The sequence below is a fragment of the Nocardiopsis coralli genome (assembly GCF_014892575.1).
Classification (GTDB): Bacteria; Actinomycetota; Actinomycetes; order Streptosporangiales; family Streptosporangiaceae; genus Nocardiopsis; species Nocardiopsis coralli.
The window spans coordinates 100,921-127,186 of record NZ_JADBGI010000014.1 but is presented as its reverse complement, the minus strand read 5'-3'; the positions used below and the strand labels follow the sequence as shown (position 1 = coordinate 127,186).

33 protein-coding genes are annotated in these 26,266 nt (G+C 67.2%); all 33 read left to right on the top strand.

What is annotated here, in order from left to right:
* The first annotated feature begins 8 nt into the window (after window positions 1-8).
* Entirely contained in the window at window positions 9-3,887 is a 3,879-nt protein-coding gene (locus tag IDM40_RS16965; protein WP_193122984.1) for a DNA-directed RNA polymerase subunit beta', read from the top strand.
* Window positions 3,888-4,129: 242 nt separating this feature from the next.
* Complete coding sequence (locus IDM40_RS16960; RefSeq protein ID WP_193122983.1) at window positions 4,130-6,820, top strand: hypothetical protein; 2,691 nt, start codon at window positions 4,130-4,132, stop codon at window positions 6,818-6,820.
* 572 nt (window positions 6,821-7,392) lie between these two features.
* On the top strand, window positions 7,393-7,764 hold the full coding sequence (rpsL, locus tag IDM40_RS16955) for a 30S ribosomal protein S12 (RefSeq protein ID WP_017538026.1): 372 nt from the start codon (window positions 7,393-7,395) through the stop codon (window positions 7,762-7,764).
* Between the two features lie 2 nt (window positions 7,765-7,766).
* Complete coding sequence (rpsG, locus tag IDM40_RS16950; RefSeq protein WP_193122982.1) at window positions 7,767-8,237, top strand: 30S ribosomal protein S7; 471 nt, start codon at window positions 7,767-7,769, stop codon at window positions 8,235-8,237.
* Window positions 8,238-8,271: 34 nt separating this feature from the next.
* Window positions 8,272-10,383, top strand: a complete 2,112-nt coding sequence (gene fusA, locus IDM40_RS16945) for an elongation factor G (RefSeq protein WP_193122981.1) — start codon at window positions 8,272-8,274, stop codon at window positions 10,381-10,383.
* 83 nt (window positions 10,384-10,466) lie between these two features.
* Window positions 10,467-11,660, top strand: a complete 1,194-nt coding sequence (gene tuf / locus IDM40_RS16940) for an elongation factor Tu (RefSeq protein ID WP_193122980.1) — start codon at window positions 10,467-10,469, stop codon at window positions 11,658-11,660.
* Window positions 11,661-11,919: 259 nt separating this feature from the next.
* The gene (rpsJ, locus tag IDM40_RS16935) at window positions 11,920-12,228 is read left to right on the top strand and encodes a 30S ribosomal protein S10 (RefSeq protein WP_014908366.1); all 309 of its coding nucleotides are present in this window, start codon (window positions 11,920-11,922) and stop codon (window positions 12,226-12,228) included.
* A gap of 12 nt (window positions 12,229-12,240) precedes the next feature.
* The gene (gene rplC, locus IDM40_RS16930) at window positions 12,241-12,891 is read left to right on the top strand and encodes a 50S ribosomal protein L3 (RefSeq protein ID WP_193122979.1); all 651 of its coding nucleotides are present in this window, start codon (window positions 12,241-12,243) and stop codon (window positions 12,889-12,891) included.
* Between the two features lie 3 nt (window positions 12,892-12,894).
* Window positions 12,895-13,566, top strand: a complete 672-nt coding sequence (gene rplD / locus IDM40_RS16925; RefSeq protein ID WP_193122978.1) for a 50S ribosomal protein L4 — start codon at window positions 12,895-12,897, stop codon at window positions 13,564-13,566.
* A complete protein-coding gene (gene rplW, locus IDM40_RS16920; protein ID WP_193122977.1) occupies window positions 13,563-13,853 on the top strand; it encodes a 50S ribosomal protein L23 in 291 nt (96 codons plus the stop codon). Before rplD ends, rplW begins: the two co-directional genes overlap by 4 nt.
* A gap of 59 nt (window positions 13,854-13,912) precedes the next feature.
* Window positions 13,913-14,752, top strand: coding sequence for a 50S ribosomal protein L2 (gene rplB, locus IDM40_RS16915; protein ID WP_193122976.1), 840 nt, complete (start codon window positions 13,913-13,915; stop codon window positions 14,750-14,752).
* Window positions 14,753-14,764: 12 nt separating this feature from the next.
* Entirely contained in the window at window positions 14,765-15,043 is a 279-nt protein-coding gene (rpsS, locus tag IDM40_RS16910; RefSeq protein WP_017615382.1) for a 30S ribosomal protein S19, read from the top strand.
* Between the two features lie 74 nt (window positions 15,044-15,117).
* A complete protein-coding gene (rplV, locus tag IDM40_RS16905; protein ID WP_193122975.1) occupies window positions 15,118-15,486 on the top strand; it encodes a 50S ribosomal protein L22 in 369 nt (122 codons plus the stop codon).
* On the top strand, window positions 15,486-16,259 hold the full coding sequence (gene rpsC, locus IDM40_RS16900; protein WP_193122974.1) for a 30S ribosomal protein S3: 774 nt from the start codon (window positions 15,486-15,488) through the stop codon (window positions 16,257-16,259). The genes rplV and rpsC overlap by 1 nt, the downstream gene beginning before the upstream one ends.
* A gap of 3 nt (window positions 16,260-16,262) precedes the next feature.
* The gene (gene rplP, locus IDM40_RS16895) at window positions 16,263-16,682 is read left to right on the top strand and encodes a 50S ribosomal protein L16 (RefSeq protein ID WP_193122973.1); all 420 of its coding nucleotides are present in this window, start codon (window positions 16,263-16,265) and stop codon (window positions 16,680-16,682) included.
* Window positions 16,682-16,936 (top strand): 50S ribosomal protein L29, encoded by a 255-nt coding sequence (rpmC, locus tag IDM40_RS16890; RefSeq protein WP_017615386.1) that lies wholly within the window; start codon window positions 16,682-16,684, stop codon window positions 16,934-16,936. Before rplP ends, rpmC begins: the two co-directional genes overlap by 1 nt.
* The gene (gene rpsQ / locus IDM40_RS16885) at window positions 16,933-17,211 is read left to right on the top strand and encodes a 30S ribosomal protein S17 (protein ID WP_193122972.1); all 279 of its coding nucleotides are present in this window, start codon (window positions 16,933-16,935) and stop codon (window positions 17,209-17,211) included. Before rpmC ends, rpsQ begins: the two co-directional genes overlap by 4 nt.
* Before the next feature lie 105 nt (window positions 17,212-17,316).
* Window positions 17,317-17,685, top strand: coding sequence for a 50S ribosomal protein L14 (rplN, locus tag IDM40_RS16880; RefSeq protein WP_193122971.1), 369 nt, complete (start codon window positions 17,317-17,319; stop codon window positions 17,683-17,685).
* 3 nt (window positions 17,686-17,688) lie between these two features.
* On the top strand, window positions 17,689-18,003 hold the full coding sequence (rplX, locus tag IDM40_RS16875) for a 50S ribosomal protein L24 (protein WP_193122970.1): 315 nt from the start codon (window positions 17,689-17,691) through the stop codon (window positions 18,001-18,003).
* Window positions 18,003-18,578: a 50S ribosomal protein L5 gene (gene rplE, locus IDM40_RS16870; protein WP_193122969.1), complete on the top strand. Its 576-nt coding sequence runs from the start codon at window positions 18,003-18,005 to the stop codon at window positions 18,576-18,578. Before rplX ends, rplE begins: the two co-directional genes overlap by 1 nt.
* 10 nt (window positions 18,579-18,588) lie before the next feature.
* On the top strand, window positions 18,589-18,774 hold the full coding sequence (locus IDM40_RS16865) for a type Z 30S ribosomal protein S14 (protein ID WP_017615391.1): 186 nt from the start codon (window positions 18,589-18,591) through the stop codon (window positions 18,772-18,774).
* A 297-nt stretch (window positions 18,775-19,071) separates the two neighbouring features.
* Window positions 19,072-19,470, top strand: coding sequence for a 30S ribosomal protein S8 (gene rpsH / locus IDM40_RS16860; protein WP_017615392.1), 399 nt, complete (start codon window positions 19,072-19,074; stop codon window positions 19,468-19,470).
* A gap of 17 nt (window positions 19,471-19,487) precedes the next feature.
* Window positions 19,488-20,027 (top strand): 50S ribosomal protein L6, encoded by a 540-nt coding sequence (gene rplF / locus IDM40_RS16855; protein WP_193122968.1) that lies wholly within the window; start codon window positions 19,488-19,490, stop codon window positions 20,025-20,027.
* Between the two features lie 2 nt (window positions 20,028-20,029).
* A complete protein-coding gene (gene rplR / locus IDM40_RS16850) occupies window positions 20,030-20,410 on the top strand; it encodes a 50S ribosomal protein L18 (protein WP_193122967.1) in 381 nt (126 codons plus the stop codon).
* Window positions 20,411-20,455: 45 nt separating this feature from the next.
* A complete protein-coding gene (rpsE, locus tag IDM40_RS16845; protein WP_193122966.1) occupies window positions 20,456-21,058 on the top strand; it encodes a 30S ribosomal protein S5 in 603 nt (200 codons plus the stop codon).
* A 1-nt stretch (window position 21,059) separates the two neighbouring features.
* A complete protein-coding gene (gene rpmD / locus IDM40_RS16840) occupies window positions 21,060-21,245 on the top strand; it encodes a 50S ribosomal protein L30 (protein ID WP_017615396.1) in 186 nt (61 codons plus the stop codon).
* Window positions 21,242-21,706, top strand: a complete 465-nt coding sequence (rplO, locus tag IDM40_RS16835) for a 50S ribosomal protein L15 (protein ID WP_193122965.1) — start codon at window positions 21,242-21,244, stop codon at window positions 21,704-21,706. Before rpmD ends, rplO begins: the two co-directional genes overlap by 4 nt.
* Window positions 21,707-21,999: 293 nt before the next feature.
* Window positions 22,000-23,313, top strand: coding sequence for a preprotein translocase subunit SecY (gene secY, locus IDM40_RS16830; RefSeq protein WP_193122964.1), 1,314 nt, complete (start codon window positions 22,000-22,002; stop codon window positions 23,311-23,313).
* On the top strand, window positions 23,314-23,970 hold the full coding sequence (locus tag IDM40_RS16825; protein WP_193122963.1) for an adenylate kinase: 657 nt from the start codon (window positions 23,314-23,316) through the stop codon (window positions 23,968-23,970). It abuts the gene before it with no gap.
* Window positions 23,970-24,791 carry a type I methionyl aminopeptidase gene (map, locus tag IDM40_RS16820; RefSeq protein WP_193122962.1) on the top strand — a complete coding sequence of 274 codons (822 nt, stop codon included), beginning with the start codon at window positions 23,970-23,972 and terminating at the stop codon, window positions 24,789-24,791. The genes IDM40_RS16825 and map overlap by 1 nt, the downstream gene beginning before the upstream one ends.
* 76 nt (window positions 24,792-24,867) lie before the next feature.
* A complete protein-coding gene (locus tag IDM40_RS16815; RefSeq protein ID WP_193122961.1) occupies window positions 24,868-25,332 on the top strand; it encodes a DUF1707 domain-containing protein in 465 nt (154 codons plus the stop codon).
* A gap of 368 nt (window positions 25,333-25,700) precedes the next feature.
* A complete protein-coding gene (infA, locus tag IDM40_RS16810) occupies window positions 25,701-25,922 on the top strand; it encodes a translation initiation factor IF-1 (RefSeq protein WP_013156135.1) in 222 nt (73 codons plus the stop codon).
* 51 nt (window positions 25,923-25,973) lie between these two features.
* A complete protein-coding gene (gene rpmJ, locus IDM40_RS16805; RefSeq protein WP_013156136.1) occupies window positions 25,974-26,087 on the top strand; it encodes a 50S ribosomal protein L36 in 114 nt (37 codons plus the stop codon).
* Window positions 26,088-26,266 lie beyond the last annotated feature (179 nt).

Below are 26,266 nucleotides of genomic sequence, written 5' to 3'. Positions count from 1 at the left end.
CGAATTAAGTGCTCGACGTCAACTTCTTCGACGAGCTGCGCATCGGTCTCGCGACGGCCGACGACATCCGCCAGTGGTCGCACGGCGAGGTCAAGAAGCCCGAAACCATCAACTACCGCACCCTCAAGCCCGAGAAGGACGGCCTCTTCTGCGAGAAGATCTTCGGTCCGACCCGGGACTGGGAGTGCTACTGCGGCAAATACAAGCGCGTCCGCTTCAAGGGCATCATCTGTGAGCGCTGCGGCGTCGAGGTGACCCGTGCCAAGGTGCGCCGTGAGCGGATGGGCCACATCGAGCTCGCCGCCCCGGTCACGCACATCTGGTACTTCAAGGGCGTGCCGTCGCGTCTGGGCTACCTGCTCGACCTGGCGCCCAAGGACCTCGAGAAGATCATCTACTTCGCGGCCTACATGGTCACGTGGGTGGACACCGAGGGCCGTGAGCGCGACCTGCAGTCCCTCGAGGCCCGGGTGGCTGTCGAGAAGCAGCACCTGGAGCAGAGCCGCGACTCCACGATCGAGGAGCGCCACCGCAAGCTCGAGGCCGACCTGGCCGAGCTCGAGGAGCAGGGCGCCAAGGGCGACGCGCGCCGCAAGGTGCGCGAGGGTGCCGAGCGTGAGATGCGCCAGCTGCGCGACCGTGCGCAGCGGGGCATCGACCGCCTCGACGAGGTCTGGAACCGGTTCAAGAACCTCAAGGTCCAGGACCTCGAGGGCGACGAGATGCTCTACCGCGAGATGCGGGACCGCTTCGGGAAGTACTTCCGCGGCGGCATGGGCGCTCAGGCCATCCAGGACCGCCTGTCCAACTTCGAGCTGGACGCCGAGGCCGAGAAGCTCCGGGAGACCATCCGCACCGGCAAGGGCCAGAAGAAGGCCCGCGCCCTCAAGCGGCTCAAGGTCGTCTCGGCGTTCCTCAACACCACCAACAGCCCCATGGGCATGGTGCTGGACTGCATCCCGGTGATCCCGCCGGACCTGCGTCCGATGGTGCAGCTGGACGGTGGCCGCTTCGCGACCTCCGACCTCAACGACCTGTACCGCCGCGTCATCAACCGGAACAACCGCCTCAAGCGGCTCCTGGACCTGGGCGCGCCCGAGATCATCGTCAACAACGAGAAGCGGATGCTGCAGGAGGCCGTCGACGCGCTGTTCGACAACGGCCGCCGCGGCCGCCCGGTCACCGGGCCCGGCAACCGTCCGCTCAAGTCGCTGTCCGACATGCTCAAGGGCAAGCAGGGCCGTTTCCGCCAGAACCTGCTGGGCAAGCGCGTCGACTACTCCGGCCGTTCGGTCATCGTCGTCGGCCCCCAGCTGAAGCTGCACCAGTGCGGTCTGCCCAAGCAGATGGCCCTGGAGCTGTTCAAGCCGTTCGTGATGAAGCGCCTGGTCGACCTGAACCACGCGCAGAACATCAAGAGCGCCAAGCGGATGGTGGAGCGGTCCCGTCCGGTCGTGTGGGACGTCCTCGAAGAGGTCATCACAGAGCACCCGGTGATGCTCAACCGTGCGCCCACGCTGCACCGCCTGGGCATCCAGGCCTTCGAGCCGCAGCTGGTCGAGGGCAAGGCCATCCAGATCCACCCGCTCGTGTGCACCGCGTTCAACGCGGACTTCGACGGTGACCAGATGGCCGTGCACCTGCCGCTGTCCGCCGAGGCCCAGGCCGAGGCGCGGCTGCTGATGCTGGCCACCAACAACATCCTCAAGCCGTCCGACGGCAAGCCCGTGACCATGCCCACGCAGGACATGGTCATCGGCCTCTACTACCTGACGACGCAGCTCGAGGGTGCCAAGGGCGAGGGCCGCGCGTTCCTGTCGCCGGCCGAGGCCCTGATGGCCTACGACCTGGGTGACCTGGACGTCCAGGCCCGGATCCACCTGCGCATCGCCGACGGTGCTCCGGCCCCCAAGGGCTGGGAGCCGCCGGAGGGCTGGGAGCCCGGGGAGCCCTACCTGCTGGAGACGACGCTCGGCCGGTACCTCTTCAACGAGACCACGCCGATGGACTACCCGTACGTCAACTTCCAGGTCGGCAAGAAGCAGATCTCGACGCTGGTCAACGACCTCGCCGAGAACTACGCCAAGGTCCAGGTCGCCACGACCCTGGACGCCCTGAAGGACGCTGGTTACCGCTGGGCCACCCGGTCCGGCCTGACCATCGGTATCGAGGACGTCGTCGCGCCTCCGCGCAAGGCCGAGATCCTCGAGGGCTACGAGCGCAAGGCCGACAAGATCCAGCGCGAGTTCGACCGCGGTCTCATCACCGACGACGAGCGGCGCCAGGAGCTCACCGAGGTCTGGACCCAGGCCACCGGTGAGGTCGCCAAGAACATGGAGGAGAACTTCCCCACCGACAACCCGGTGTGGATGATGGTTCAGTCCGGTGCTCGCGGTAACCCGATGCAGGTCCGCCAGATCGCCGGTATCCGTGGTCTGGTCTCCAACACCAAGGGTGAGACGATCCCGCGTCCGATCAAGTCCTCCTACCGCGAGGGCCTGTCGGTGCTGGAGTACTTCATCTCCACCCACGGTCAGCGCAAGGGTCTGGCCGACACCGCGCTGCGTACCGCCGACTCGGGTTACCTGACCCGTCGTCTGGTGGACGTCGCCCAGGACGTCATCGTCCGCGAGGTCGACTGCGGCACGGACCGTTCGCTCTGGCACGAGGTCGGCGAGAAGAACGCCGCCGGCCAGGTCGTGCGCAAGCACAACGTCGAGAACACCGGTTTCGGCCGGACGATCTCCGACGAGGTGCGCGACGCCGACGGCAACATCGTGCTGCCGGCCATGTCCGACACGTCCGAGCAGAACATCGACAAGCTGGTCGAGGCCGGGATCACCCGCGTCCGCATCCGCTCGTCGCTGACCTGCGAGGCCAAGATCGGCGTGTGCTCCACCTGCTACGGCCGCTCCATGGCGACCGGTAAGCCGGTGGACGTCGGTGAGGCGATCGGCATCATCGCGGCCCAGTCCATCGGTGAGCCCGGTACCCAGCTGACGATGCGGACCTTCCACATGGGTGGTTCGGCCGGTCAGGACATCACCCACGGTCTGCCCCGTGTCCAGGAGCTCTTCGAGGCCCGCATCCCCAAGGGTGTGGCCCCGATCTCCGAGATGGAGGGCCGGATCCGGATCGACGACACCGAGAAGAGCCGCAAGGTCGTCGTCATCCCCGACGACGGCACGGACGAGATCGCCTACCCGGTCCCGATGCGTGCTCAGCTCCTGTTGAGCGACGGCGACCACGTCAAGGTCGGCCAGCAGCTCATCCAGGGTGCGATCAACCCGCACGAGGTTCTTCGCATCCAGGGCCCGCGCGCGGTGCAGCAGCACCTCGTGTCCGAGGTCCAGGAGGTCTACAAGTCGCAGGGTGTGTCCATCCACGACAAGCACATCGAGATCATCGTCCGCCAGATGCTCAAGCGTGTGAACATCCTGGAGTCGGGCGACACCGAGCTGCTGCCGGGTGAGATGGTCGAGCGGCCCAAGTTCGAGCGGATCAACCGCCGTGTGGTCTCCGAGGGCGGCCAGCCCGCCTCCGGTCGTCCGGTCCTGCTGGGTATCACCAAGGCCTCGCTGGCCACGGAGTCCTGGCTGTCGGCGGCCTCCTTCCAGGAGACGACCCGCGTGCTCACCGAGAACGCGATCCACGGGAAGAGCGACCCGCTGCTCGGCCTGAAGGAGAACGTCATCATCGGTAAGCTCATCCCGGCCGGTACCGGCATTCCGCAGTACCGCAACGTCCGGGTGGAGCCCACCGAGGAGGCCAAGGCCTCGATGTACTCCGTCTCGGGTTACGAGGAGCCGAGTGAATACACCTTCGGGCAGGGCTCGGGAGAGGCCGTGCCGCTGGAGGAGTACGACTTCGGTCCGTACAACCGTTAAGCGCGGTTTGCTGTACTGACGGCGGCGGCCACCCACCCCTCGCAGGGGTGGGGACCGCCGCCGTTCGTCGTTGTTGGTCCACACGTGACGGTGTGGACGGGAGAGGGCGCTTCGGCGCTGTCGGAAGGCAGGCATCAGTGACCGAACACGGGGGTGGACGGGGCCCCGACCGGGACAACGCGGATTCGTGGTTCCGGCCGAGTCAGAACCGTCACCGCACGCAGTCGGAGTATCAGGACCCGTTGGACGAGCAACAGGAGGAAGCGGACCGGGGCACGGTCTTCCCGGACAGTGGAGGGTACGCCGGGCTGGGCTCGGCGCGTCCGGAGATGGTCGAGCCCTACCCCGAGGCGCTGGGCGGGTTCGGTCCCGCCGAGCCGCAGCCGCCGATGCCGTGGGAGGACCGCGGCGACCGCGCCGGCGGGTACCCGAACGTGGCGGCGAGCGCGGACGTCCCGGCACCCCCCGGCGAGGAGGGGCCGGGGGAGTGGCCCTCGTCCGGTCCGTCCGGTCAGGGGACCGCGGCCGAGGCGTGGAGCCCCGAGAGCGACGCGGGGGCGACCGTGCCCTCGGAGAGCGGTGGGTTCCCCGGCCCGGACGAGCGTCCGGGCTTCGAGCCGTGGGCGCCCGTGCCCGGTGGCGATCCGTTCGGCGGGCCCGCTGCCGGCGATGCCCGTCCCCCGGCGGGGGAGGCACCCATGTGGGGCGGCCCCGGGACGGACCCGGTCAGCGGCGAGGCGTCCTCCGCGGGGCGCGAGCCGTGGTCGCCGTCGGCCGAGCCGTCCTCGTGGAACACCCCCGAGTCGGACCCGTTGGACGCCGGTGCGCCGGCGGCCGGTGCCGAGCCCTGGACGCCTGGTGGGGGAGCCCCGACGTGGGGCGGCCCCGGCACCGATCCGGTCAGCGGCGATGTCCCGGTGTCGGACCGGGAGCCCTCTTCGTGGAGCCCGTCCGAACCGGGCGAGCCGTGGACCCCCTCGGGTGAGGCCCCGTCCTGGGGCACCCCGGGCCCCGATGACCCGTCGAGCCCGTCGGGCGACGCCCCCTGGGGCGCACCCGTACCCGCCGAGCCGGCCGCGTGGTCGCCGTCGGAAGACGCCGCGGCCTGGAGCCCTTCGGAACCGGACGAGCCCTGGTCCCCGTCGGGGGAGCCGTCTTCGTGGAGTCCCTCGGGGGCCGGTGAGCCCTGGAGCCCGTCGAACGAGTCCTCCTCCTGGAGTCCCTCGGGGGCCGGTGAGCCCTGGAACCCGTCGAACGAGTCCTCCTCCTGGAGCCCTTCGGAGCCGGGCGAGCCCTGGTCCCCGTCGAGTGACTCTTCCTGGAGCCCCGCGGGTGAGACCCCGTCGTGGGACACCCCGTCGACCGGCGAGCCCTGGAGCCCCTCCGGCGGCGAGCCCTGGACCCCCTCGGCCGAGCCTTCCTCCTGGAACCCCTCGGACCCGGGGGACACGTGGTCGCCCTCGGGCGACCCCTCGTCGTGGAGCCCCTCCGACCCCGGAGAACCCTGGACACCCTCGAGCGAGCCCGCCCCGTGGAACACCCCCGGGTCCGACCCGCTCGGCACGGGAACACCCACCCCCGGCGCCGGCGGGCACTGGAACCCGGGTGACGACGCCCCGTCCTGGGGCGGCTCCGCCGGTGACGACCCGCTGGGGACCTCGGCCGCCGGTGGCCCGTCGACCTGGGACACCCCCGGCTCCGACCCCCTCGACCCGGGTGCACCCGCGCCCGGTGAGGCGTGGACCCCGTCCGGAGACACCCCGTCGTGGGGTTCCCCGGACCCCGATCCGCTGGGTTCCGGCGGTGGTTGGAACGCCGCGGACCCGCTCGGCGACCGTCCCGTCTCCGGCGACGGTTACGACGACGAGCTCTCCGGCTCAGCGGGTCCGCTCTCGTGGACCCCGCAGGACCGTGAGCCGTCCGAGTACGGCTGGGGTTCCGGCCCCGGCGACGCCTGGACCGGCGACGGGTACCACGACGAGCTCTCCGGGCCCCGGCCGACGGAGCCGGAGCAGACCGGCGGGCTCGGGACCGGCAGCGGGAACACGTGGGCCTTCGACCGCAACGACCCGCGTCTGCCCGACGCGGTCCGTGAGGCCGAGCAGCGCCGCCGCGACGACACCGGCGGCGGGGTGCGCCACGACGACTGGGGCACGTACGACCAGGGCGGCCCCGACGCCGGGCCGTCCCAGGACGACCCGCTGGCCGCCCTCGCCGACCTGCAGGCGCGGTCCGGCGGTGACGAGGGATCGTCCGCCCCTGCGCCAGACGGCGGTGCGACGCAGATGTTCGACCCGCCCCGGTTCGACGACGACCAGGGCGCCTCGACCCAGATGTTCTCCCCGCTGGCCCCGGACGGTCCGGGTGAGGACGACGGCCGTCCGCCCGCGGGCGTGCCCTCCGACCTGGGATCGGTGCCCTCCTACGGGCGCCGCCGCGCGGAGGAGGGTTACGACGACGGGTACGACGGCGACGGTTACGACGACGAGTACGACGAATACGACGAGTACGACGACCGTCCCGCGGATGAGGGGTACGACGACGGTTTCACCCCGGCCGACTACGGGATGCCGGACAAGCCGCGCCGTTCCCGCCGTCGCATGAACATCCAGGAGGACTTCCCGGAGTTCGACGACCGCACCCTGGGCAACGACGCCGGCGACGGTTACCCCGGTTACGACGGCGTGGACTTCCTCGCCGACACCGAGCCGGGCGCCAACCAGACCCTCTGGCTGGGTGTGGCCTCGCTGGTGCCGTTCGTCGGTCTGGTCACCGCGCTCCTGGCGCTGTTGGTCACCGGTCCCAAGGCCAAGAGGGAGATCCGTGACTCCCGGGGTGAGCTCGACGGCCTCGGGCTCATCACCACCGGTACGGTCTTCGCGGTCGTCGGCATCGTGATCAGTGTGATCTCGCTGCTGCTCGTGATCTTCTAGCCGGCCCGGCCGACCGAGGGCCCGTGCCCGGACACCGCGTCCGGACACGGGCCCTCGTACTGTCGTGGGGTGCGGAAAGCCGGGTGTGCGGGGGACGGGGCACGGTGCCGGGGCCGTGAGCCAACTCATGGGGCGGCGCATCGCGCAGGTCACACCCGCAGGTCTCGAAATCGGGGGGCGAAGCATTCCGGGAACCGCGTAGACTTGGGGGAGACCCACGGCTACGCGAGGATCGGCTTTCGCCGGTTCTCGCCATGTCGCACACCGTTTTGACCGCTCAGTCGGCAGGCGGTAGCCTGTGTGATTGTGCCCGTGAGTCGACGGGTTACACGTGTGTGTGCGGCGCCCGGCCCCAGTCGCTGGGGCGGATCCACTGATCAGGGCGCGCTTCGCATGTGCACCCCCTCCCTTTACGGCCTTACGGCCGGGTGTGCCCGCCCGCCGCCGCTGTGCGTCGGGACGAAAGCGACACGCCCGACAGCGGGGGTCGGAGGGTTTTCGGGAAGTTCAGCAGGTCAATAGCGATATCGGCTACGAGAACCGGCGTAGGTCACGAGGAAGACGGAGACGCGGTGCCCACCATCCAGCAGCTGGTCCGTAAGGGCCGACAGGACAAGGTCGCAAAGAACAAGACCCCGGCGCTGAAGGGGAGTCCGCAGCGTCGTGGTGTGTGCACGCGTGTTTACACCACTACGCCCAAGAAGCCGAACTCCGCCCTGCGCAAGGTCGCCCGTGTGAAGCTGAGCAGCGGCATCGAGGTGACGGCCTACATCCCCGGCATCGGCCACAACCTCCAGGAGCACAGCATCGTGCTGGTCCGCGGTGGTCGTGTGAAGGACCTGCCGGGTGTCCGCTACCGAATCGTCCGCGGTTCGCTCGACACCCAGGGTGTCCGCAACCGCAAGCAGGCGCGTAGCCGCTACGGCGCCAAGAAGGAGAAGTAAGCATGCCGCGCAAGGGCCCGGCGCCGAAGCGCCAGCTCATCACCGACCCGGTCTACGGCTCGCCGCTCGTCACCGCACTGATCAACAAGGTGCTGCTCGACGGCAAGCGTTCCCAGGCCCAGGGCATTGTCTACGACGCGCTCGAGGGCGCCCGTGAGAAGACCGGTCAGGACCCGCTCGTCGTTCTGAAGCGTGGTCTCGACAACGTCAAGCCCGCGCTCGAGGTCCGCAGCCGCCGTGTTGGTGGCGCGACCTACCAGGTGCCGGTCGAGGTCCGCGCCTCCCGGTCCACCACTCTGGCCCTGCGTTGGCTGGTCACCTTCTCGCGCAAGCGCCGTGAGAAGACCATGACCGAGCGTCTGATGAACGAGCTGGTCGACGCCAGCAACGGTCTCGGCGCGGCCGTCAAGAAGCGTGAGGACACGCACAAGATGGCCGAGTCGAACCGGGCTTTCGCTCACTACCGCTGGTAACGCGGACGAGATCGACCGAGGGACGACGAGCCTTATGGCTAAGACTGTGCTTGACCTGGCCACGGTGCGAAACATCGGCATCATGGCCCACATCGACGCGGGTAAAACCACGACGACTGAGCGGATCCTCTACTACACCGGTGTGACCCACAAGGTGGGTGAGGTCCACGATGGCGCCGCCACGATGGACTGGATGAAGGAGGAGCAGTCGAGGGGTATCACCATTACCTCGGCCGCCACCACCACCCACTGGGACGACCACACCATCAACATCATCGACACGCCCGGCCACGTCGACTTCACGGTCGAGGTCGAGCGGTCGCTGCGCGTTCTCGACGGTGCTGTCGCGGTTTTCGACGCCAAGGAGGGCGTTGAGCCCCAGTCGGAGCAGGTCTGGCGTCAGGCCGACCGCTACGGCGTCCCGCGGATCTGCTTCGTCAACAAGATGGACAAGATCGGCGCCGAGTTCCAGCGCTGCGTCGACATGTTCCGTGAGCGCCTCGGCGCGAACGCCATGCCGATCCAGCTCAACATCGGCGCGGAGAGCGACTTCAAGGGCGTCATCGACCTTGTGCGCATGAAGGCCTACGTCTGGAACGACGAGGCCAAGCTCGGCGAGATGTACGACACGATCGAGATCCCCGAGAGCCACATCGACGCCGCCCGCGAGGCCCGCGAGTCCTTCATCGAGACGCTGGCCGAGGCCGACGACGAGATCATGGAGCTCTACCTGGAGGGCACCGAGCCCACCATCGAGCAGCTCGTCCCGGCCATCCGCCGCGCCACGATCGCCGGCAGCGCCGTTCCGGTCCTGTGCGGCACCGCGTTCAAGAACAAGGGCGTGCAGCCCCTGCTCGACGCGGTCACCGCCTACCTCCCCTCTCCTCTCGAGGTCGAGTCCATCGAGGGCCACGACCCCAAGGACGAGAGCGAGGAGACCAAGCTCGTCCGCAAGCCCAGCGTCGACGAGCCGATGTCCGCCCTGATCTTCAAGATCATGAGCGACCCGCACCTCGGCAAGCTGACGTACGTGCGCATCTACTCCGGTGTTCTGACCACCGGCAGCCAGGTGCTCAACAGCGTCAAGGGCCGCAAGGAGCGCATCGGCAAGATCTACCGCATGCACTCCAACAAGCGTGAGGAGATCCCTGAGGCCGGCGCCGGCGACATCGTCGCCGTCATGGGCCTCAAGGACACCACCACGGGCGAGACGCTCTGCGAGCAGGGCTCGCCGATCGTCCTGGAGTCCATGTCCTTCCCCGCTCCGGTCATCCAGGTGGCCATCGAGCCGAAGACCAAGAGCGACCAGGAGAAGCTGGGCATCGCGATCCAGCGCCTGGCCGACGAGGACCCCTCCTTCCAGGTGGCCACGGACGAAGAGACCGGCCAGACCGTGATCTCCGGCATGGGCGAGCTGCACCTCGAGGTGCTGGTCAACCGCATGCGCGACGAGTTCAAGGTCGAGGCGAACATCGGTAAGCCCCAGGTGGCCTACCGTGAGACCATTCGCAAGAAGGTCGAAGGCCACGTCTACACCCACAAGAAGCAGACGGGTGGTTCGGGTCAGTTCGCCAAGGTCAAGATCGACCTCGAGCCGCTGATGAGCGAGGACGGCACCGCCGACGGCTACGAGTTCGTCGACGCCGTCACGGGTGGCCGCGTTCCGCGCGAGTACATCCCGTCGGTCGACGCCGGTGCCCAGGAGGCCGCCGAGCTGGGCGTGCTCGCGCACTACCCGCTGGTCGGAATCAAGGTCACCCTGCAGGACGGCCAGTACCACGAGGTCGACTCCTCCGAGATGGCCTTCAAGACCGCCGGTTCGATGGCCTTCAAGGAGGCCGTCCAGCTGGCAAAGCCGACTCTTCTGGAGCCGGTCATGGCTGTCGAGGTCACCACCCCCGAGGAGTACATGGGTGACGTGATCGGCGACCTGAACTCCCGCCGTGGACAGGTTCAGTCCATGGAGGAGCGTTCCGGGACCCGCCTGGTCAAGGCCCTGGTGCCCCTCTCCGAAATGTTCGGCTATGTGGGTGACCTGCGCAGCCGTACGCAGGGTCGAGCCAACTACTCGATGGTGTTCGACTCCTACGCGGAGGTTCCGTCCACCGTCGCCCAAGAAATTGTGGCGAAGGTCCGCGGCGAGTAGTTCGCGGACACGTAACCAGTCCGGTCCCGCCCACACGCGGGCGGGATCGGGTCAGATAGCTCTGTACGTCTAGGAGACATCCAGTGGCGAAGGCAAAATTCGACCGGACTAAGCCGCACGTCAACATCGGCACCATCGGTCACATCGACCACGGCAAGACCACGCTGACCGCGGCGATCACCAAGGTCCTGCACGACGCGTACCCGGAGCTGAACCCGTTCACTCCGTTCGAGGACATCGACAACGCTCCCGAGGAGCGCGAGCGCGGCATCACCATTTCCGTCGCTCACGTCGAGTACCAGACGACCGAGCGCCACTACGCTCACGTCGACTGCCCCGGCCACGCCGACTACGTGAAGAACATGATCACGGGTGCGGCGCAGATGGACGGCGCCATCCTGGTCGTGGCCGCCACCGACGGCCCGATGCCGCAGACCAAGGAGCACGTGCTCCTGGCCCGCCAGGTCGGCGTGCCGGCGATCGTCGTCGCCCTGAACAAGGCCGACATGGTCGACGACGAGGAGATCTTCGACCTCGTCGAGCTCGAGGTCCGTGAGCTCCTCACCGAGTACGAGTTCCCCGGCGACGACGTCCCGGTGACCAAGGTCTCCGCCCTCAAGGCCCTCGAGGGCGAGGAGGAGTGGAAGAACGCCGTCCTGGAGCTCATGGGCACCGTGGACAGCTTCATCCCCGAGCCGGAGCGCGACACCGAGAAGCCCTTCCTCATGCCGATCGAGGACGTCTTCTCGATCACCGGTCGCGGCACCGTCGTCACCGGCCGCATCGAGCGCGGCATCATCAACGTCAACGAGACCGTTGACATCGTCGGCATCAAGGAAGAGAAGCAGACCACCACCGTCACCGGTGTTGAGATGTTCCGCAAGCTTCTCGACCAGGGCCAGGCCGGTGACAACGTCGGTCTGCTCCTGCGTGGCACCAAGCGCGAGGACGTCGAGCGCGGCCAGGTCATCATCAAGCCCGGCACCACCACGCCGCACACCGAGTTCGAGGGCCAGGTCGTCATCCTGTCCAAGGACGAGGGTGGCCGCCACACGCCGTTCTTCAACAACTACCGCCCGCAGTTCTACTTCCGCACCACCGACGTCACCGGCGTCGTGACGCTGCCGGAGGGCACCGAGATGGTCATGCCCGGTGACAACACCGCCATGTCCGTCGTGCTGATCCAGCCGGTCGCGATGGAAGAGGGCCTCAAGTTCGCCATCCGCGAGGGTGGCCGGACCGTGGGCGCCGGTCGCGTCACCAAGATCATCAAGTAGTACCGAGCCGGGGACACGTTCCCCTCGCGGGAGCCACCGCCCCGGCAGGTGGGCGGGCCGTGCGCACACGGCCCGCCCCACCACACCAAAGACGTCATCGGGCTCTGTGACGGTGGCGCACCGCAGGGGGAAGCCCTGTTGCGGTTTCTCAAGGGAATAGAGGCTCACGGCCACAAGCGGCGGACCCCCGCCCGGCCTGGGTTTCTGTGACCGGAATGCACACCGTTACGGACACTGAAGCGAAGGACGAACAGGCCACATGGCGGGACAGAAGATCCGCATTCGGCTAAAGGCCTATGACCACGAGGTCATCGACAGCTCGGCGAAGAAGATCGTCGAGACCGTGACGCGAACTGGCGCACAGGTCGCGGGCCCGGTGCCGCTGCCGACGGAGAAGAACGTTTACTGCGTCATCCGATCGCCGCACAAGTACAAGGACTCGCGCGAGCACTTCGAGATGCGCACCCACAAGCGGTTGATCGACATCATCGACCCCACGCCGAAGACGGTGGACTCGCTGATGCGTCTCGACCTGCCGGCGGGCGTTGACATCGAGATCAAGCTGTAAGGACGCACAGACATGGCCACCAAGCAGATCAAGGGAGTTCTGGGCGAAAAGCTCGGCATGACCCAGGTCTTCGACGACGAGGGCAAGATTGTGCCCGTCACCGTCCTGAAGGCCGGTCCGTGCGTCGTGAGCCGCATCCGGACTCCGGACACCGATGGCTACTCCGCCATCCAGCTCGGCTACGGGCAGATCAACCCGCGCAAGGTCAACAAGCCCCTGGGCGACTACCTTCGCGCACACGAGCTGACCCCTCGCCGCCACTACGTCGAGGTCCGTACGACCGACGCCTCCGAGTACCAGCTCGGCCAGGAAGTGGACGCCTCCTCCTTCGAGGACGGCCAGGCGGTCGACGTGACCGGTAAGACCAAGGGCAAGGGCTTCGCCGGTGTGATGAAGCGGCACGGTTTCCGCGGCCTCTCCGCCACGCACGGCACCCAGCGCAAGCACCGTTCCCCGGGCGCCATCGGCGGTTGCGCCACGCCCGGCCGCGTGTTCAAGGGCATGCGGATGGCCGGTCGCATGGGCAACGTCCGCAAGACCGTCCAGAACCTGACCGTTCACTCCGTCGAGGCGGAGAAGGGGCTCATCCTGGTCAAGGGTGCCGTCCCCGGTCCCAACGGCGGTCTGGTGCTGGTCCGCACCGCTGTGAAGGGGGACAAGTAAGCCATGGCCCAGATCGAGGTCAAGAGCCCCGAGGGCAAGGCCGCCGGTAGCGTCGAGCTTCCGGAGAGCGTCTTCGCCCAGCAGGTCAGCATTCCGCTGATCCACCAGGTCGTGAACGCCCAGCTGGCCGCCGGCCGCCAGGGCACCCACGCCACCAAGACCCGCGGCGACGTCCGCGGCGGTGGCAAGAAGCCGTACCGGCAGAAGGGGACCGGTCGTGCCCGCCAGGGTTCGATCCGCGCTCCGCAGTACGCCGGTGGTGGCACGGTCCACGGCCCCCAGCCCCGCGACTACGGTCAGCGCACCCCGAAGAAGATGAAGGCCGCCGCCCTGCGCGGTGCCCTGTCGGACCGGGCCCGCCACGGCCGTATCCACGTCGTCAGCGACTTCGTCGCGGCCGACGCAGAGAACAAGCTCACGCAGACGGCTCTGAAGGCGCTGCGCCAGGTCACCGAGTCCGACAAGGTCCTCGTCGTCCTGGCCCGCGAGGACGAGCACAACCGGCGTGCCCTGCGCAACCTCGAAGAGGTGCACATCCTCGACGCGGACCAGGTGAACACCTACGACGTCCTCTACTCGGACGACGTGGTCTTCACCGAAGCGGGCTACACCGAGTTCCTGGCCCACGCGGCCGGTGCCTCCAAGGCCGCTGAGTCCGAGGAGGACGCCAAGTGAGGATCGCCGACCACCGGGACATCATCGTCGAACCGGTGATCTCCGAGAAGAGCTACGGGCTCATGGACGAGAACAAGTACACGTTCATCGTTCGCCCGGACGCCAACAAGACCCAGATCAAGATCGCGATCGAGAAGATCTTCGACGTGAAGGTCTCGAACGTGAACACGATCAACCGCAAGGGCAAGCGCAAGCGCACGCGCTTCGGTTACGGCAAGCGTCCCGACACCAAGAGGGCGATCGTCAGCCTCGCAGAGGGCGACCGGATCGACATCTTCGGTGTCTGAGACCCAGCCGGGTCTGACCGCTACACACCAAGCAAGACGTAAAGGAATGCGCGAAGAAGATGGGCATTCGTAAGCACAAGCCGACGACGCCGGGTCGTCGCGGTTCCAGCGTGAGCGACTTCGTCGAGATCACGCGCTCGGAGCCCGAGAAGTCCCTGGTGCGTCCGCTGCACAGCAAGGGCGGCCGCAACGGCCACGGCCGTATCACCGCCCGCCACCAGGGTGGCGGTCACAAGCGCGCCTACCGCGTGATCGACTTCCGTCGCCACGACAAGGACGGTGTGCCGGCCAAGGTCGCGCACATCGAGTACGACCCGAACCGCACCGCGCGTATCGCGCTGCTGCACTACGTTGACGGCGAGAAGCGCTACATCCTGGCGCCCGCCGGCCTCAAGCAGGGCGACAAGGTCGAGAACGGCGCACAGTCCGACATCAAGCCCGGGAACTGCCTCCCGCTGCGCAACATCCCCACGGGTACGTTCGTGCACGCGGTCGAGCTGAAGCCGGGTGGCGGGGGCAAGCTGGGTCGCTCCGCCGGATCGCAGATCCAGCTCCTCGCCAAGGAGGGCAAGTACGCCACGCTGCGTATGCCCTCCGGTGAGATGCGCATGGTGGAGATCACCTGCCGTGCGACCGTTGGCCAGGTCGGCAACGCCGAGCAGTCCAACATCAACTGGGGTAAGGCCGGCCGCAACCGGTGGAAGGGCAAGCGCCCGACCGTCCGCGGTGTCGTGATGAACCCCATCGACCACCCGCACGGTGGTGGTGAGGGCAAGTCCTCCGGTGGTCGCCACCCGGTCAGCCCCTGGGGCGTCAAGGAAGGCCGGACCCGTAACACCAACAAGGCCAGCCAGAAGCTCATTGTGCGGCGTCGGCGTAGCGGCAAGAAGAAGCGGTAAGGAGCACGTCTGATGCCACGTAGCCTGAAGAAGGGTCCTTTCGTCGACGAGCACCTCATCAAGAAGGTTGAGGCTCAGAACGAGAAGGGCAGCAAGAACGTCATCAAGACGTGGTCCCGGCGGTCGATGATCGTGCCGGACATGCTCGGTCACACGATCGCTGTCCACGACGGCCGCAAGCACGTCCCGGTCTTCGTGTCGGAGTCGATGGTCGGCCACAAGCTCGGTGAGTTCGCTCCCACGCGTACTTTCCGGAGCCACGTCAAGGAAGACCGCCGTAGCCGCCGTTAGCGGTTGCTGCAGCAGATAAGAACCACTTTCTCCACGGTGTGTGGAGATGAATTTCCGTGAGCGAGGGAAAAGCGATGGGAACGAGGGCTCAGGCACGGTTCGTCCGTGTTACGCCCCGGAAGGCCCGCCGGGTGGTGGACCTTATTCGCGGGTTGCCCGCTGACGAGGCACAGGCGGTGCTCCGGTTCGCTCCCCAGTCGGCGAGCGACCCTGTAGGCAAGGTGCTGGCCAGTGCCATCGCCAACGCCGAGCACAACGACAAGCTGGACCGGGAGACGCTGGTGGTCGAGGGCGCTTGGGTGGACGAAGGTCCGACCCTGAAGCGCATCCGACCGCGAGGTTTCGGCCGGGCTTTCCGAGTCACCAAGCGCACGAGCCACATCTCCGTGGTCGTCGCAGAGAACTCGGGCGCCTCGTCCAAGACGAAGGAAAGGACCCGATAGTGGGGCAGAAGATCAACCCGCACGGGTTCCGCCTCGGGATCACGACCGACTTCAAGAGCCGCTGGTATGCGGACAAGGCCTACAAGGACTACGTCAAGGAAGACGTTGCGATCCGACGGATGCTGACCCGCGGCATGGAGCGCGCGGGCATCTCCAAGGTCGAGATCGAGCGCACCCGTGACCGCGTCCGCGTCGACGTCTACACGGCCCGGCCGGGCATCGTCATCGGCCGCCGCGGCGTCGAGGCCGACCGCATCCGCACGGACCTGGAGAAGCTGACCGGCAAGCAGGTCCAGCTGAACGTCTTCGAGGTGAAGAACCCCGAGACCGACGCCCAGCTCGTCGCTCAGGGCGTCGCCGAGCAGCTGAGCAGCCGCGTGGCCTTCCGCCGCGCGATGCGCAAGGCCATGCAGAGCGCCGTCAAGAGCGGGGCCAAGGGCATCCGTATCCAGTGCGGTGGCCGTCTGGGCGGGGCCGAGATGTCCCGTTCGGAGTTCTACCGCGAGGGCCGCGTGCCGCTGCACACGCTGCGCGCCGACATCGACTACGGCTTCTTCGAGGCCCGTACGACGTTCGGTCGCATCGGCGTGAAGGTGTGGATCTACAAGGGCGACGCCCCTGTGACCCGCGCCGAGCGCGAGGCCAAGCAGGCCGCCGAGCGCACCGCCGGCGGCGGCCAGCGCCGTGAGCGTCCGCAGCGCCGTCGCCGTGGCGGCGGCCAGAACAACGAGTCGAAGGCCCCGGCCGAGACCGCGAAGAGCGAGGGGAGCTGACCAGTGCTTATTCCTCGTAAGGTCAAGTACCGCAAGCAGCACAAGCCCGACCTTCGCGGCAAGGCCAAGGGCGGTACCACCGTCAGCTTCGGTGAGTACGGCATCCAGGCGCTGGAGGCGGCTTACGTCACCAACCGCCAGATCGAGTCGGCTCGTATCGCCATGACCCGGCACATCAAGCGTGGCGGCAAGGTGTGGATCAACATCTTCCCGGACCGCCCGATCACGAAGAAGCCCGCCGAGGTCCGTATGGGCTCCGGTAAGGGCTCTCCCGAGTGGTGGGTCGCGCCGGTCAAGCCGGGCCGTGTGATGTTCGAGCTGTCGGGTGGCGTGCCCGAGCCGGTGGCCAAGGAGGCCCTGCGGCGTGCGATGCACAAGCTCCCGATGAAGTGCAAGATCGTTAAGCGGGAGGTGTGGGAGTAATGGCGAAGACCGTCACTGCCACCGAGCTGCGCGAGCAGTCCCAGGAGGACCTGGTCGTCAAGCTCAAGGAAGCCAAGGAAGAGCTCTTCAACCTCCGCTTCCAGGCCGCGACCGGCCAGCTCGACAACCACAGCCGCCTGCGCACCGTCAAGCGCGAGATCGCGCGGATCTACACGATCCTCCGCGAGCACGAGCTCGGCATCATGCCGCTGTCTGGCGAGTCGGCTGAGGACACGAAGGAAGCAGCCGAATGACTGAGAACCAGACCCAGACTGCGACGCGCAACTACCGCAAGACCGCCGAGGGCTACGTCGTCAGCGACAAGATGGACAAGACCGTCGTCGTTGAGGTCGAGGACCGCGTCAAGCACTCCCTGTACGGCAAGGTCATCCGCCGGACGACCAAGTACAAGGCGCATGACGAGGCGAACTCCTGTGGCGTCGGTGACCGGGTTCTCCTGATGGAGACCCGGCCGCTCTCCGCGACGAAGCGTTGGCGCATCGTGGAGATCCTGGAGAAGGCTAAGTAACCCCAGCCTTCCGGCGGCCGACACCTCGGTGTCGGCCGCCGGGCCGAGGGGTGAGACCACCTAGCCGTGCGGCAGTGGACCGCACGCACCACATCAGGAGCAGACGTGATTCAGCAGGAGTCGCGACTCAAGGTCGCCGACAACACGGGTGCCAAGGAGATCCTCACCATCCGTGTTCTCGGTGGCTCGGGTCGGCGCTATGCCGGGGTCGGCGACACCGTCGTCGCAACGGTGAAGGACGCCCTGCCGGCTGCGGGGATCAAGAAGGGCGACGTCGTCAAGGCCGTTATCGTGCGCACCGCCAAGGAGCGCCGCCGGCCCGACGGCTCCTACATCCGCTTCGATGAGAACGCTGCCGTGCTCATCAAGGACGGTGGGGACCCGCGAGGCACCCGCATCTTCGGCCCGGTCGGCCGCGAGCTGCGTGACAAGAAGTACATGCGCATCATTTCGCTGGCGCCGGAGGTGCTCTGAGCGATGAAGATCAAATCTGGCGACGAGGTCATCGTCCTCGCCGGCAAGGACAAGGGTGCCACCGGCAAGGTCGTCAAGGCCATGCCCCGTGAGGACCGTGTCGTTGTCGAGGGCGTCAACCTCGTCAAGAAGCACCGGAAGGCCAACCCGGCCGGCGGCCAGCAGAGCGAGGTCGTCACCAAGGAGGCCCCGATCCACGTGAGCAACGTTGCGCTCGCGGAGGACGGCAAGGCCACCCGGGTCGGCTACCGCTTCGACGAGGAGGGCGACGAGGTCCGCAAGGTCCGCGTCTCCCGCCGCACCGGTAAGGACATCTGATGACGGTTACCAACGACATCACGGCCCCGCCGATGCCGCGCCTCAAGGAGAAGTACCGCAACGAGATCGTGCCCGCCCTCAAGGAGGAGCACGACATCGCCAACGTCATGCAGATCCCCGGTCTCACGAAGATCGTGGTGAACATGGGCGTCGGCGAGGCAGCTCGTGACGCGAAGCTGATCCAGGGTGCGGTGGCGGACCTCACGGCCATCACCGGCCAGAAGCCCAAGATCAACCGAGCCAAGAAGTCCATCGCGCAGTTCAAGCTGCGCGAGGGGATGCCGATCGGCGCCAGCGTGACGCTGCGCGGCGACCGGATGTGGGAGTTCACGGACCGCCTGCTCTCCCTCGCCCTTCCCCGTATCCGTGACTTCCGTGGTCTGTCCCCGAAGCAGTTCGACGGGAACGGGAACTACACCTTCGGACTGACCGAGCAGGTCATGTTCCACGAGGTGAACCCGGACAAGATCGACCGGCAGCGTGGGATGGACATCACTGTCGTCACGACGGCCGTCAACGACGAGCAGGGCCGTAGCCTGCTGAAGCGGCTCGGTTTCCCGTTCAAGGAAGCCTGAGGGGTAGGACATGGCTAAGAAGTCCCTGATCGCCAAGCAGCAGCGGAAGCCGAAGTTCGGCGTTCGCGCGTATACTCGGTGCTCGCGGTGCGGCCGCTCGCGTGCCGTGTTCCGGAAGTTCGGCCTGTGCCGTATCTGCTTCCGCGACATGGCTCACCGCGGCGAGCTGCCCGGCATCGCCAAGTCGAGCTGGTAGTTCTCGGCGGGGCCGACCTGGCGCTCATGTCCCCCTCCGGGCGAGCGCACGGGTCGGCCCCCGCCGGGGCTCCCGTCGTCTCGGCGGCGACCCCGAGTGATCCGGCCTTCCCCCTGTGGTGGGCCGGAAAGTCAACGAAGAACAATGAGACAGGGCACGGTAGTCCCGTGAGGGACGGCGGTGCCCACGACCACGCCGTAGGTCCGAAGGTGGCCCCGCGCCGGCACGTCCGGCACGGGAAAGGGTTTTGGGAAAGGCCCGCACACGGAAACCGCGGTGAGGAAGGGCCAGTCGGCCATGACGATGACCGACCCGATCGCAGACATGCTGACGCGTCTGCGTAACGCGAACTCGGCTTTCCACGACACCGTCGCGATGCCGTATTCGAAGATCAAGGCGCACATCGCCGAGATCCTCCAGCAGGAGGGCTTCATCCAGGGATGGCGCACCGAGGACGCCCAGGTGGGCAAGACCCTCGTGCTGGACCTGAAGTACGGCCCCACCCGTGAGCGTTCGATCGCGGGGATCCGCCGCGTCTCCAAGCCGGGCCTGCGGGTCTACGCCAAGAAGGAGAACCTGCCGCGGGTGCTCGGTGGTCTTGGCGTCGCGATCATTTCGACGTCCGGTGGCCTGATGACGGACAAGCAGGCCAAGAAGAACGGCGTTGGCGGCGAAGTCCTCGCCTACGTCTGGTAATAGGGAGAGATTGAAGCATGTCGCGTATCGGTCGACTGCCGATCTCGGCCCCTAAGGGCGTCGAAGTCACGATTAACGGGCAAGACGTCACTGTCAAGGGGCCGAAGGGCGAACTGAACCACACCATCACCGAGCCGATCACCGTCTCTCGCGACGAGGACGGCGTGATCACGGTGGTGCGTCCCGACGACAAGCCGGAGAACCGCTCGCTGCACGGTCTGACCCGTGCGCTGCTGGCCAACCTGATCAAGGGTGTCTCCGACGGCTACCAGAAGACGCTGGAGATCCACGGTGTGGGTTACCGCGTCCAGGCCCGCGGCGCGAACCTCGAGTTCTCCCTGGGCTACAGCCACCCGGTCGTGGTGGAGCCGCCGGAGGGCATCACCTTCCGCGTGGAGAAGCCGACGCTGTTCCACGTCGAGGGCATCGACAAGCAGCTCGTGGGCCAGGTCGCCGCGAACATCCGCGGTCTGCGCAAGCCTGACCCCTACAAGGCCAAGGGTGTGCGGTACCAGGGTGAGCACATCCGCCGCAAGGCCGGAAAGGCTGGTAAGTAGGCATGGGCATCACCGTCAGCCGCAAGCGCACCGCCAAGCCCACGACCGCGCGTCTGCGCCGTCACAACCGGGGCCGCAAGAAGATCGTCGGGACCCCCGAGCGTCCGCGCTTGGCCGTGTTCCGCTCCTCGAAGCACATCGTCGTCCAGGTCATCGACGACACCAAGGGCCACACCCTGGCCCACGCCTCCACCGTCGAGGCCGACCTCCGTGCGACCGAGGGCACCAAGACCGACAAGTCCGTCAAGGTGGGTGAGCTCGTCGCGCAGCGCGCCAAGGACGCCGGCGTCACCCAGGTCGTCTTCGACCGCGGCGGCAACCGGTACGCCGGTCGCATCGCCGCGCTCGCCGAGGCGGCGCGTGAAGGCGGACTGGAGTTCTGATCCGATGACAACGGACAAGATCAATCACGAGAAGAGGAACCACTGATGGCTGCAGCACCGCGGCGCGGCGCCGGTGGCGAGCGGCGGGATCGCCGTGACGATCGCCGCGGCGGCGCCGCAGACAAGGGTGTCTCCTACATCGAGAAGGTCGTGACCATCAACCGGGTCGCGAAGGTCGTCAAGGGCGGCCGTCGCTTCTCCTTCACCGCCCTGGTCGTCGTCGGTGACGGCAACGGCATGGTCGGTGTCGGTTATGGCAAGGCCAAGGAGGTCCCCTCCGCCATTGCCAAGGGCGTCGAGGAGGCGAAGAAGAACTTCTTCCGCGTTCCCCGCGTCCAGGGCACCATCACTCACAAGATCACGGGCGAAGAGGCCGCCGGCATCGTCATGCTGCGTCCGGCCGCCCCGGGTACCGGTGTTATCGCCGGTGGTCCGGTCCGCGCCGTGCTGGAGTGCGCCGGGGTCCACGACGTCCTGAGCAAGTCGCTCGGGTCCTCGAACCCGCTGAACATCGTGCACGCCACCGTTGCCGCTCTCAAGGGGCTCAGCCAGCCCGAGGAGATCGCTGCACGCCGTGGCCTGCCGATCGAGGACGTCGCTCCGGCCGCCATGCTGCGCGCCCGCGCCGAGGCGAAGGCAGGTGCCTGACATGGCCGACCTGAAGATCACGCAGACCCGTTCCCTGATCGGTGGCAAGGAGAAGCAGGCCGCTGCTCTCCAGACCCTCGGTCTGGGCCGGATCGGCAAGTCCACCGTCCGTGAGGACCGCCCCGAGGTGCGTGGGCAGATCACCATCGTTTCGCACCTCGTCAGTGTCGAGGAGGTCGCGAAGTGAGCGACTACAGCCCCGACGAGCTGCTCAAGCTGCACCACCTGCGGCCGGCCCCCGGCGCCAACAAGGCCAAGACCCGCAAGGGCCGTGGCGAGGCGTCCAAGGGCAAGACCGCGGGTCGCGGCACCAAGGGCACCAAGGCTCGTAGCACCGTTCCCGTCGGTTTCGAGGGCGGCCAGATGCCGCTCATCCGCCGGGTCCCCAAGCTCAAGGGCTTCAGCAACGCCCGGTTCAAGACGACCTACCAGGTCGTGAACCTGGACAAGATCGGGGAGCTGTTCCCCCAGGGTGGCCAGGTCGGCATCGACGACCTGGTGGCCAAGGGCGCCGTTCGCAAGAACGAGCCGGTCAAGGTCCTGGGCGAGGGTGAGATCAACGTCGCCGTCCAGGTGAGCGCCACGGCGTTCTCCGGTTCGGCGAAGGAGAAGATCGCCGCCGCCGGTGGGTCGACCACCGAGGTCTAGGGATCTTCCCGGACATGCATCACGTGGGGCGTCCGCACGGCGGGTCAGTACGACCGGCCGGCGGGCGCCCCGCGGTGTTGCAGCCCCGGGACGTGAGCGGCGATCGTTATGGCTCACGAACTGATATGGATGCGTGATGGCTGTTACAGTGCCATCTGTTTACGCTTCCCGCTTGACGTAATGTGAAAACTTCCGAGCACAGGGCGACCAGCCCGTGCTGAGGCTCTACGACGATCAGGATCGGCCGCGATGTCTGGAACCCGTTCCGCCGCCGAAACCGCGCAGGAGGAGACGTGCTAGGTGCGTTCGTTCGTGCATTCCGCACGCCCGACCTGCGCAACAAGCTGCTGTTCACACTGTTCATCCTGACGCTGTTCCGGCTCGGCTCGGTCATCCCCGCCCCGGGGATCGACTCCGCGGCCATCCGGGAGCAGATGGAGGCGGTCACGGCCGCCGACCAGACCGGTGTGTACACGCTCATCAACCTGTTCAGCGGCGGCGCCCTGCTGCAACTGGCGGTGTTCGCACTCGGGGTCATGCCGTACATCACCGCGAGCATCATCATCAACCTGCTCACCGTGGTGATCCCCCACCTGGAACGCCTCAAGAAGGAGGGGCAGTCCGGGCAGGCCAAGATCACGCAGTACACGCGCTATCTGACGCTGATGCTGGCGGTCCTGCAGGCCACGAGCATCGTGGCGATGGCCCGCACGGGTGCTCTGTTCCAGAACCAGATCCCGTCGACGGTCTACATGCCGAACCAGGACATCCTCACCCTGGTGACGATCGTCTTCACGATGACCGCGGGTACCGCGATCATCATGTGGTTCGGTGAGCTCATCACCGAGCGCGGTGTCGGCAACGGTATGTCGCTGCTGATCTTCACGCAGGTCATCGCGATGTTCCCCTCCTCGATCATGGGTCTGTACGAGGAGCGGTCCGTCTGGATCTTCACCATCATCTGCATCGCCGGCCTGGCGCTCATCACGGCCGTGGTCTTCATGGAGCAGGCCCAGCGCCGCATCCCGGTGCAGTACGCCAAGCGGATGGTCGGCCGCCGCATGTACGGCGGGAGCTCGACCTACATCCCGCTGAAGGTCAACCAGGCGGGCATCATCCCCGTGATCTTCGCCTCTTCGCTGCTCTATCTGCCGCAGCTGATCGTCGGGCTCATGGGCCAGGACTCGACCCACCCGGTGGCGCAGTTCTTCCAGACCTACTTCCTCACGGGCACTCACCCCGTCTACATGGCGACCTTCTTCGTCATGATCGTGGGCTTCGCCTTCTTCTACGTCGCGATCACGTTCAACCCCACTGAAGTCGCCGACAACATGAAGAAGTACGGTGGTTTCATCCCGGGTATCCGACCTGGGCGTCCGACGGCCGAGTACCTCGACTACGTGCTCACGCGCCTGACGACCCCCGGATCCCTGTACCTGGGTGTGATCGCTCTTCTCCCGATGGTCGCGCTCGGAGCCACCGGCGCCGACATGAACTTCCCCTTCGGCGGGACGAGCATCCTGATCATGGTCGGAGTCGGGCTGGACACGGTGAAGCAGATCGAGAGTCACCTCCAGCAGAGGAACTACGAAGGTTTTCTGCGATAAATGCGCGCTGTATTGGTGGGTCCGCCTGGGGCCGGTAAAGGTACCCAGGCCCAGATCCTCGCGACCGAGCTGTCGATCCCGAAGGTGTCCACCGGTGACATCTTCCGGGCCAACGTCAGTGGCGGCACGGAGCTTGGCAAGAAGGCCAAGGAGTACATGGACCGCGGGGACCTGGTCCCCGACGAGGTCACCAACGCCATGGTCAAGGACCGTCTGGCACAGGACGACGCGGCGGAGGGCTTCCTGCTCGACGGGTTCCCGCGCAACGTCCCCCAGGCCGAGACCCTGAAGACCATGCTCGCCGACCTCGACTCGAAGCTGGACGTGGTCCTGGAGCTGCGGGTCGACGAGGAAGAGGTGGTCAACCGCCTCTCGGGGCGCCGCTCCTGCCCGGAGTGCGGGCGCGTCTACCACGTCGAGTACGACGCCCCGCAGGCTGCCGGCCGTTGCGACGACGACAGCGCGGAGCTGTACCAGCGCGACGACGACCGCGAGGAGACCATCCGGCACCGCCTGAAGGTCTACCGCGACCAGACCGCCCCGCTGGTGGAGTTCTACGAGGCCGAGGGTCTGCTCGCCACCATCGCCGCGACCGGACCGGTCGCGGAGGTGTCCGAGCGCGCCATGGCGGCCATCCGGGAGAAGGCCTCTTCCTGATGATCCGCAGAACTGATCCGGTGCAGATCAAGACCCCGGAGCAGATCGAGCTGATGAGGGCGGCGGGCCGCATCGTGGCCCGCGCCCTCGACGCGGTCCGGGACGCGGTGCGCCCCGGCGTCTCGACGCTCGAGCTCGACGCCGTCGCGGAGAAGGTCATCCGGGACGCCGACGCGGTGCCCTCGTTCAAGGGCTACCACGGCTTCCCCGGTTCGATCTGCGCCTCCGTGAACGAGGAGGTCGTGCACGGCATCCCCAGTGCGGAACGTGTGCTCTCCGACGGCGACATCGTCTCCGTCGACTGCGGTGCGATCCTCGACGGCTGGCACGGCGACTCCGCCGTCACCATCGTCGCCGGGACCCCGCGCGACGAGGACCTGCGCATGATGGCCGTGTGCGAGGAGTCGATGTGGCAGGGCATCGCCCAGATGAAGCCGGGCGGCCGCCTGGGCGACATCAGCCACGCGATCGGCACCTACATCGCCAAGCACGGCGGTTACGGCAACGTGCGCGAGTACGGCGGGCACGGCATCGGCACCGAGATGCACATGGACCCGCACGTGCTCAACTACGGACGCAAGGGCAAGGGCGTCAAGCTCGTCGAAGGCATGTGCCTGGCGATCGAGCCCATGACGACCATGCGCCGGCACGACGTGGTCACCCTCGACGACGAGTGGACCGTGGTCACCCGCGACGGCGGCCGGGCGGCGCACTTCGAGCACTCGGTGGCCATCACCGCCGACGGGCCGATGGTTCTGACGGCCCGCGAGGACAACCGGGATAAGATCGTGGACATGGGATTCGTCCAGCCGAGCTGGTGACGGCCCGGTTCCGGTCCGAAGCACGGGGGCCGGGGAGCCCGGAACGCCGCCGGCCCTTCCTTGCGAGGTGCGTGCAGTGTCCGACCAGGCTCCGTCGATGCGGGTCCCCGATTCCGAACGCGATCGTGTCGCCCAGCTGCTCCAGGAGCACTTCGCCCAGGGGCGGCTGGACCACGAGGAGTTCACCGAACGCCTCGCCGCCACCTACAAGGCACGGACCGAGGGCGAGCTCGCCCGGGTCACCCAGGACCTCCCCGAACGCGACCTCGCCGAGCTGCGGGGCGCGGACCAGCGGTCCGAGGAGACCGCGGTCCCGCCGCTGACGTGGCGCGACCCGGCCATCGTCATCCCGTGGGCGCTGTGGGGCGGGGTCAACGTGCTCTGCCTCGTCATCTGGTTGATCCTCGTGCTCACCACCGACCACTCCTATCCCTGGTTCCTGTGGGTGATGTTCCCCTGGGGCATCCTCATGGGGCTGGTGACGGCCGGGGTGCTGTGGGGTCAGCGCCGCGGCGAGGAGCCCGATCCCGGGCGGGGCTGACCCTCTCCCGACCGGGGAAGAAAACCGCGGGTCCCGGCGTTGCCAGGATCGTTCGCGATTCAGGGAACGTACGGGGAACCCCGGCGGGGGTGAGGTAACCGTCGTGCAGGCCGCGAGGCCCGGTGGCGGGAGTACTTGCCCCGCGGGGGTAGACTGACACTGCCCATACGCGGGCTGTTGGGTCAGTCTGCCTTCTCTTGCCGCGTCCACACGACGCACGCTCTGCAGTTGGCCCGAACTTCCAGTGAGTTCTGGCGTCGGTGACGGTTGTGACCAGTCGTCGCCGGGGCCGTAGTGTCATGCCAGGTCCACTGGGGTCGCGTCGGGTTGTCCTGATCAACCAATCGATGAGCGAGGCGTAGAAGGACATGGCCAAGAAAGACGGCGCCATCGAGATCGAGGGCTCCGTTGTCGAGTCCCTACCCAACGCTATGTTCAAGGTAGAGCTCGACAACGGGCACCAGGTCCTTGCCCACATCAGCGGCAAGATGCGGATGAACTACATCCGTATTCTCCCCGACGACCGCGTCGTCGTGGAGCTGAGCCCGTACGACCTCACGCGCGGGCGCATCGTTTACCGCTACAAGTAGCCGGCTCAGGGGGCCGCAGGGCCCACAGGGCGGCATGAGTTCGGAGTCACCATGAAGGTCAAGCCGAGCGTGAAGAAGATCTGCGCGAAGTGCCGCGTGATCCGCCGTAACGGCCGGATCATGGTCATCTGCTCGGACCCGCGCCACAAGCAGCGCCAGGGCTAAGTACCCGGCGGGCTTGACGCGGATTCACGTACCGCGAGAACCCGGCCCGGGGGAGGTCTTCCCCGGGAGGTTGTGAAACAACAGAAACCCGTTCCGATTCCCGTTCGACCGCTGTGGCGGTCCGGGAACCACCCCCGGTCGGAGGCCGGGGCCTCGTCGATTGGGCGACGAGAGGGTGG

What these genes read in the sequence shown, in the direction of transcription:
- rpsG (WP_193122982.1), top strand. Translation starts at nt 7,767, where the DNA reads ATGCCGCGCAAGGGCCCGGCGCCGAAGCGCCAGCTCATCACCGACCCG.
- fusA (WP_193122981.1), top strand. Translation starts at nt 8,272, where the DNA reads ATGGCTAAGACTGTGCTTGACCTGGCCACGGTGCGAAACATCGGCATC.
- rpsJ (WP_014908366.1), top strand. Translation starts at nt 11,920, where the DNA reads ATGGCGGGACAGAAGATCCGCATTCGGCTAAAGGCCTATGACCACGAG.
- rplC (WP_193122979.1), top strand. Translation starts at nt 12,241, where the DNA reads ATGGCCACCAAGCAGATCAAGGGAGTTCTGGGCGAAAAGCTCGGCATG.
- rplD (WP_193122978.1), top strand. Translation starts at nt 12,895, where the DNA reads ATGGCCCAGATCGAGGTCAAGAGCCCCGAGGGCAAGGCCGCCGGTAGC.
- rplB (WP_193122976.1), top strand. Translation starts at nt 13,913, where the DNA reads ATGGGCATTCGTAAGCACAAGCCGACGACGCCGGGTCGTCGCGGTTCC.
- rpsS (WP_017615382.1), top strand. Translation starts at nt 14,765, where the DNA reads ATGCCACGTAGCCTGAAGAAGGGTCCTTTCGTCGACGAGCACCTCATC.
- rplV (WP_193122975.1), top strand. Translation starts at nt 15,118, where the DNA reads ATGGGAACGAGGGCTCAGGCACGGTTCGTCCGTGTTACGCCCCGGAAG.
- rpmC (WP_017615386.1), top strand. Translation starts at nt 16,682, where the DNA reads ATGGCGAAGACCGTCACTGCCACCGAGCTGCGCGAGCAGTCCCAGGAG.
- rpsQ (WP_193122972.1), top strand. Translation starts at nt 16,933, where the DNA reads ATGACTGAGAACCAGACCCAGACTGCGACGCGCAACTACCGCAAGACC.
- rplX (WP_193122970.1), top strand. Translation starts at nt 17,689, where the DNA reads ATGAAGATCAAATCTGGCGACGAGGTCATCGTCCTCGCCGGCAAGGAC.
- rplE (WP_193122969.1), top strand. Translation starts at nt 18,003, where the DNA reads ATGACGGTTACCAACGACATCACGGCCCCGCCGATGCCGCGCCTCAAG.
- IDM40_RS16865 (WP_017615391.1), top strand. Translation starts at nt 18,589, where the DNA reads ATGGCTAAGAAGTCCCTGATCGCCAAGCAGCAGCGGAAGCCGAAGTTC.
- rpsH (WP_017615392.1), top strand. Translation starts at nt 19,072, where the DNA reads ATGACGATGACCGACCCGATCGCAGACATGCTGACGCGTCTGCGTAAC.
- rplF (WP_193122968.1), top strand. Translation starts at nt 19,488, where the DNA reads ATGTCGCGTATCGGTCGACTGCCGATCTCGGCCCCTAAGGGCGTCGAA.
- rplR (WP_193122967.1), top strand. Translation starts at nt 20,030, where the DNA reads ATGGGCATCACCGTCAGCCGCAAGCGCACCGCCAAGCCCACGACCGCG.
- rpsE (WP_193122966.1), top strand. Translation starts at nt 20,456, where the DNA reads ATGGCTGCAGCACCGCGGCGCGGCGCCGGTGGCGAGCGGCGGGATCGC.
- rpmD (WP_017615396.1), top strand. Translation starts at nt 21,060, where the DNA reads ATGGCCGACCTGAAGATCACGCAGACCCGTTCCCTGATCGGTGGCAAG.
- IDM40_RS16825 (WP_193122963.1), top strand. Translation starts at nt 23,314, where the DNA reads ATGCGCGCTGTATTGGTGGGTCCGCCTGGGGCCGGTAAAGGTACCCAG.
- map (WP_193122962.1), top strand. Translation starts at nt 23,970, where the DNA reads ATGATCCGCAGAACTGATCCGGTGCAGATCAAGACCCCGGAGCAGATC.
- infA (WP_013156135.1), top strand. Translation starts at nt 25,701, where the DNA reads ATGGCCAAGAAAGACGGCGCCATCGAGATCGAGGGCTCCGTTGTCGAG.
- rpmJ (WP_013156136.1), top strand. Translation starts at nt 25,974, where the DNA reads ATGAAGGTCAAGCCGAGCGTGAAGAAGATCTGCGCGAAGTGCCGCGTG.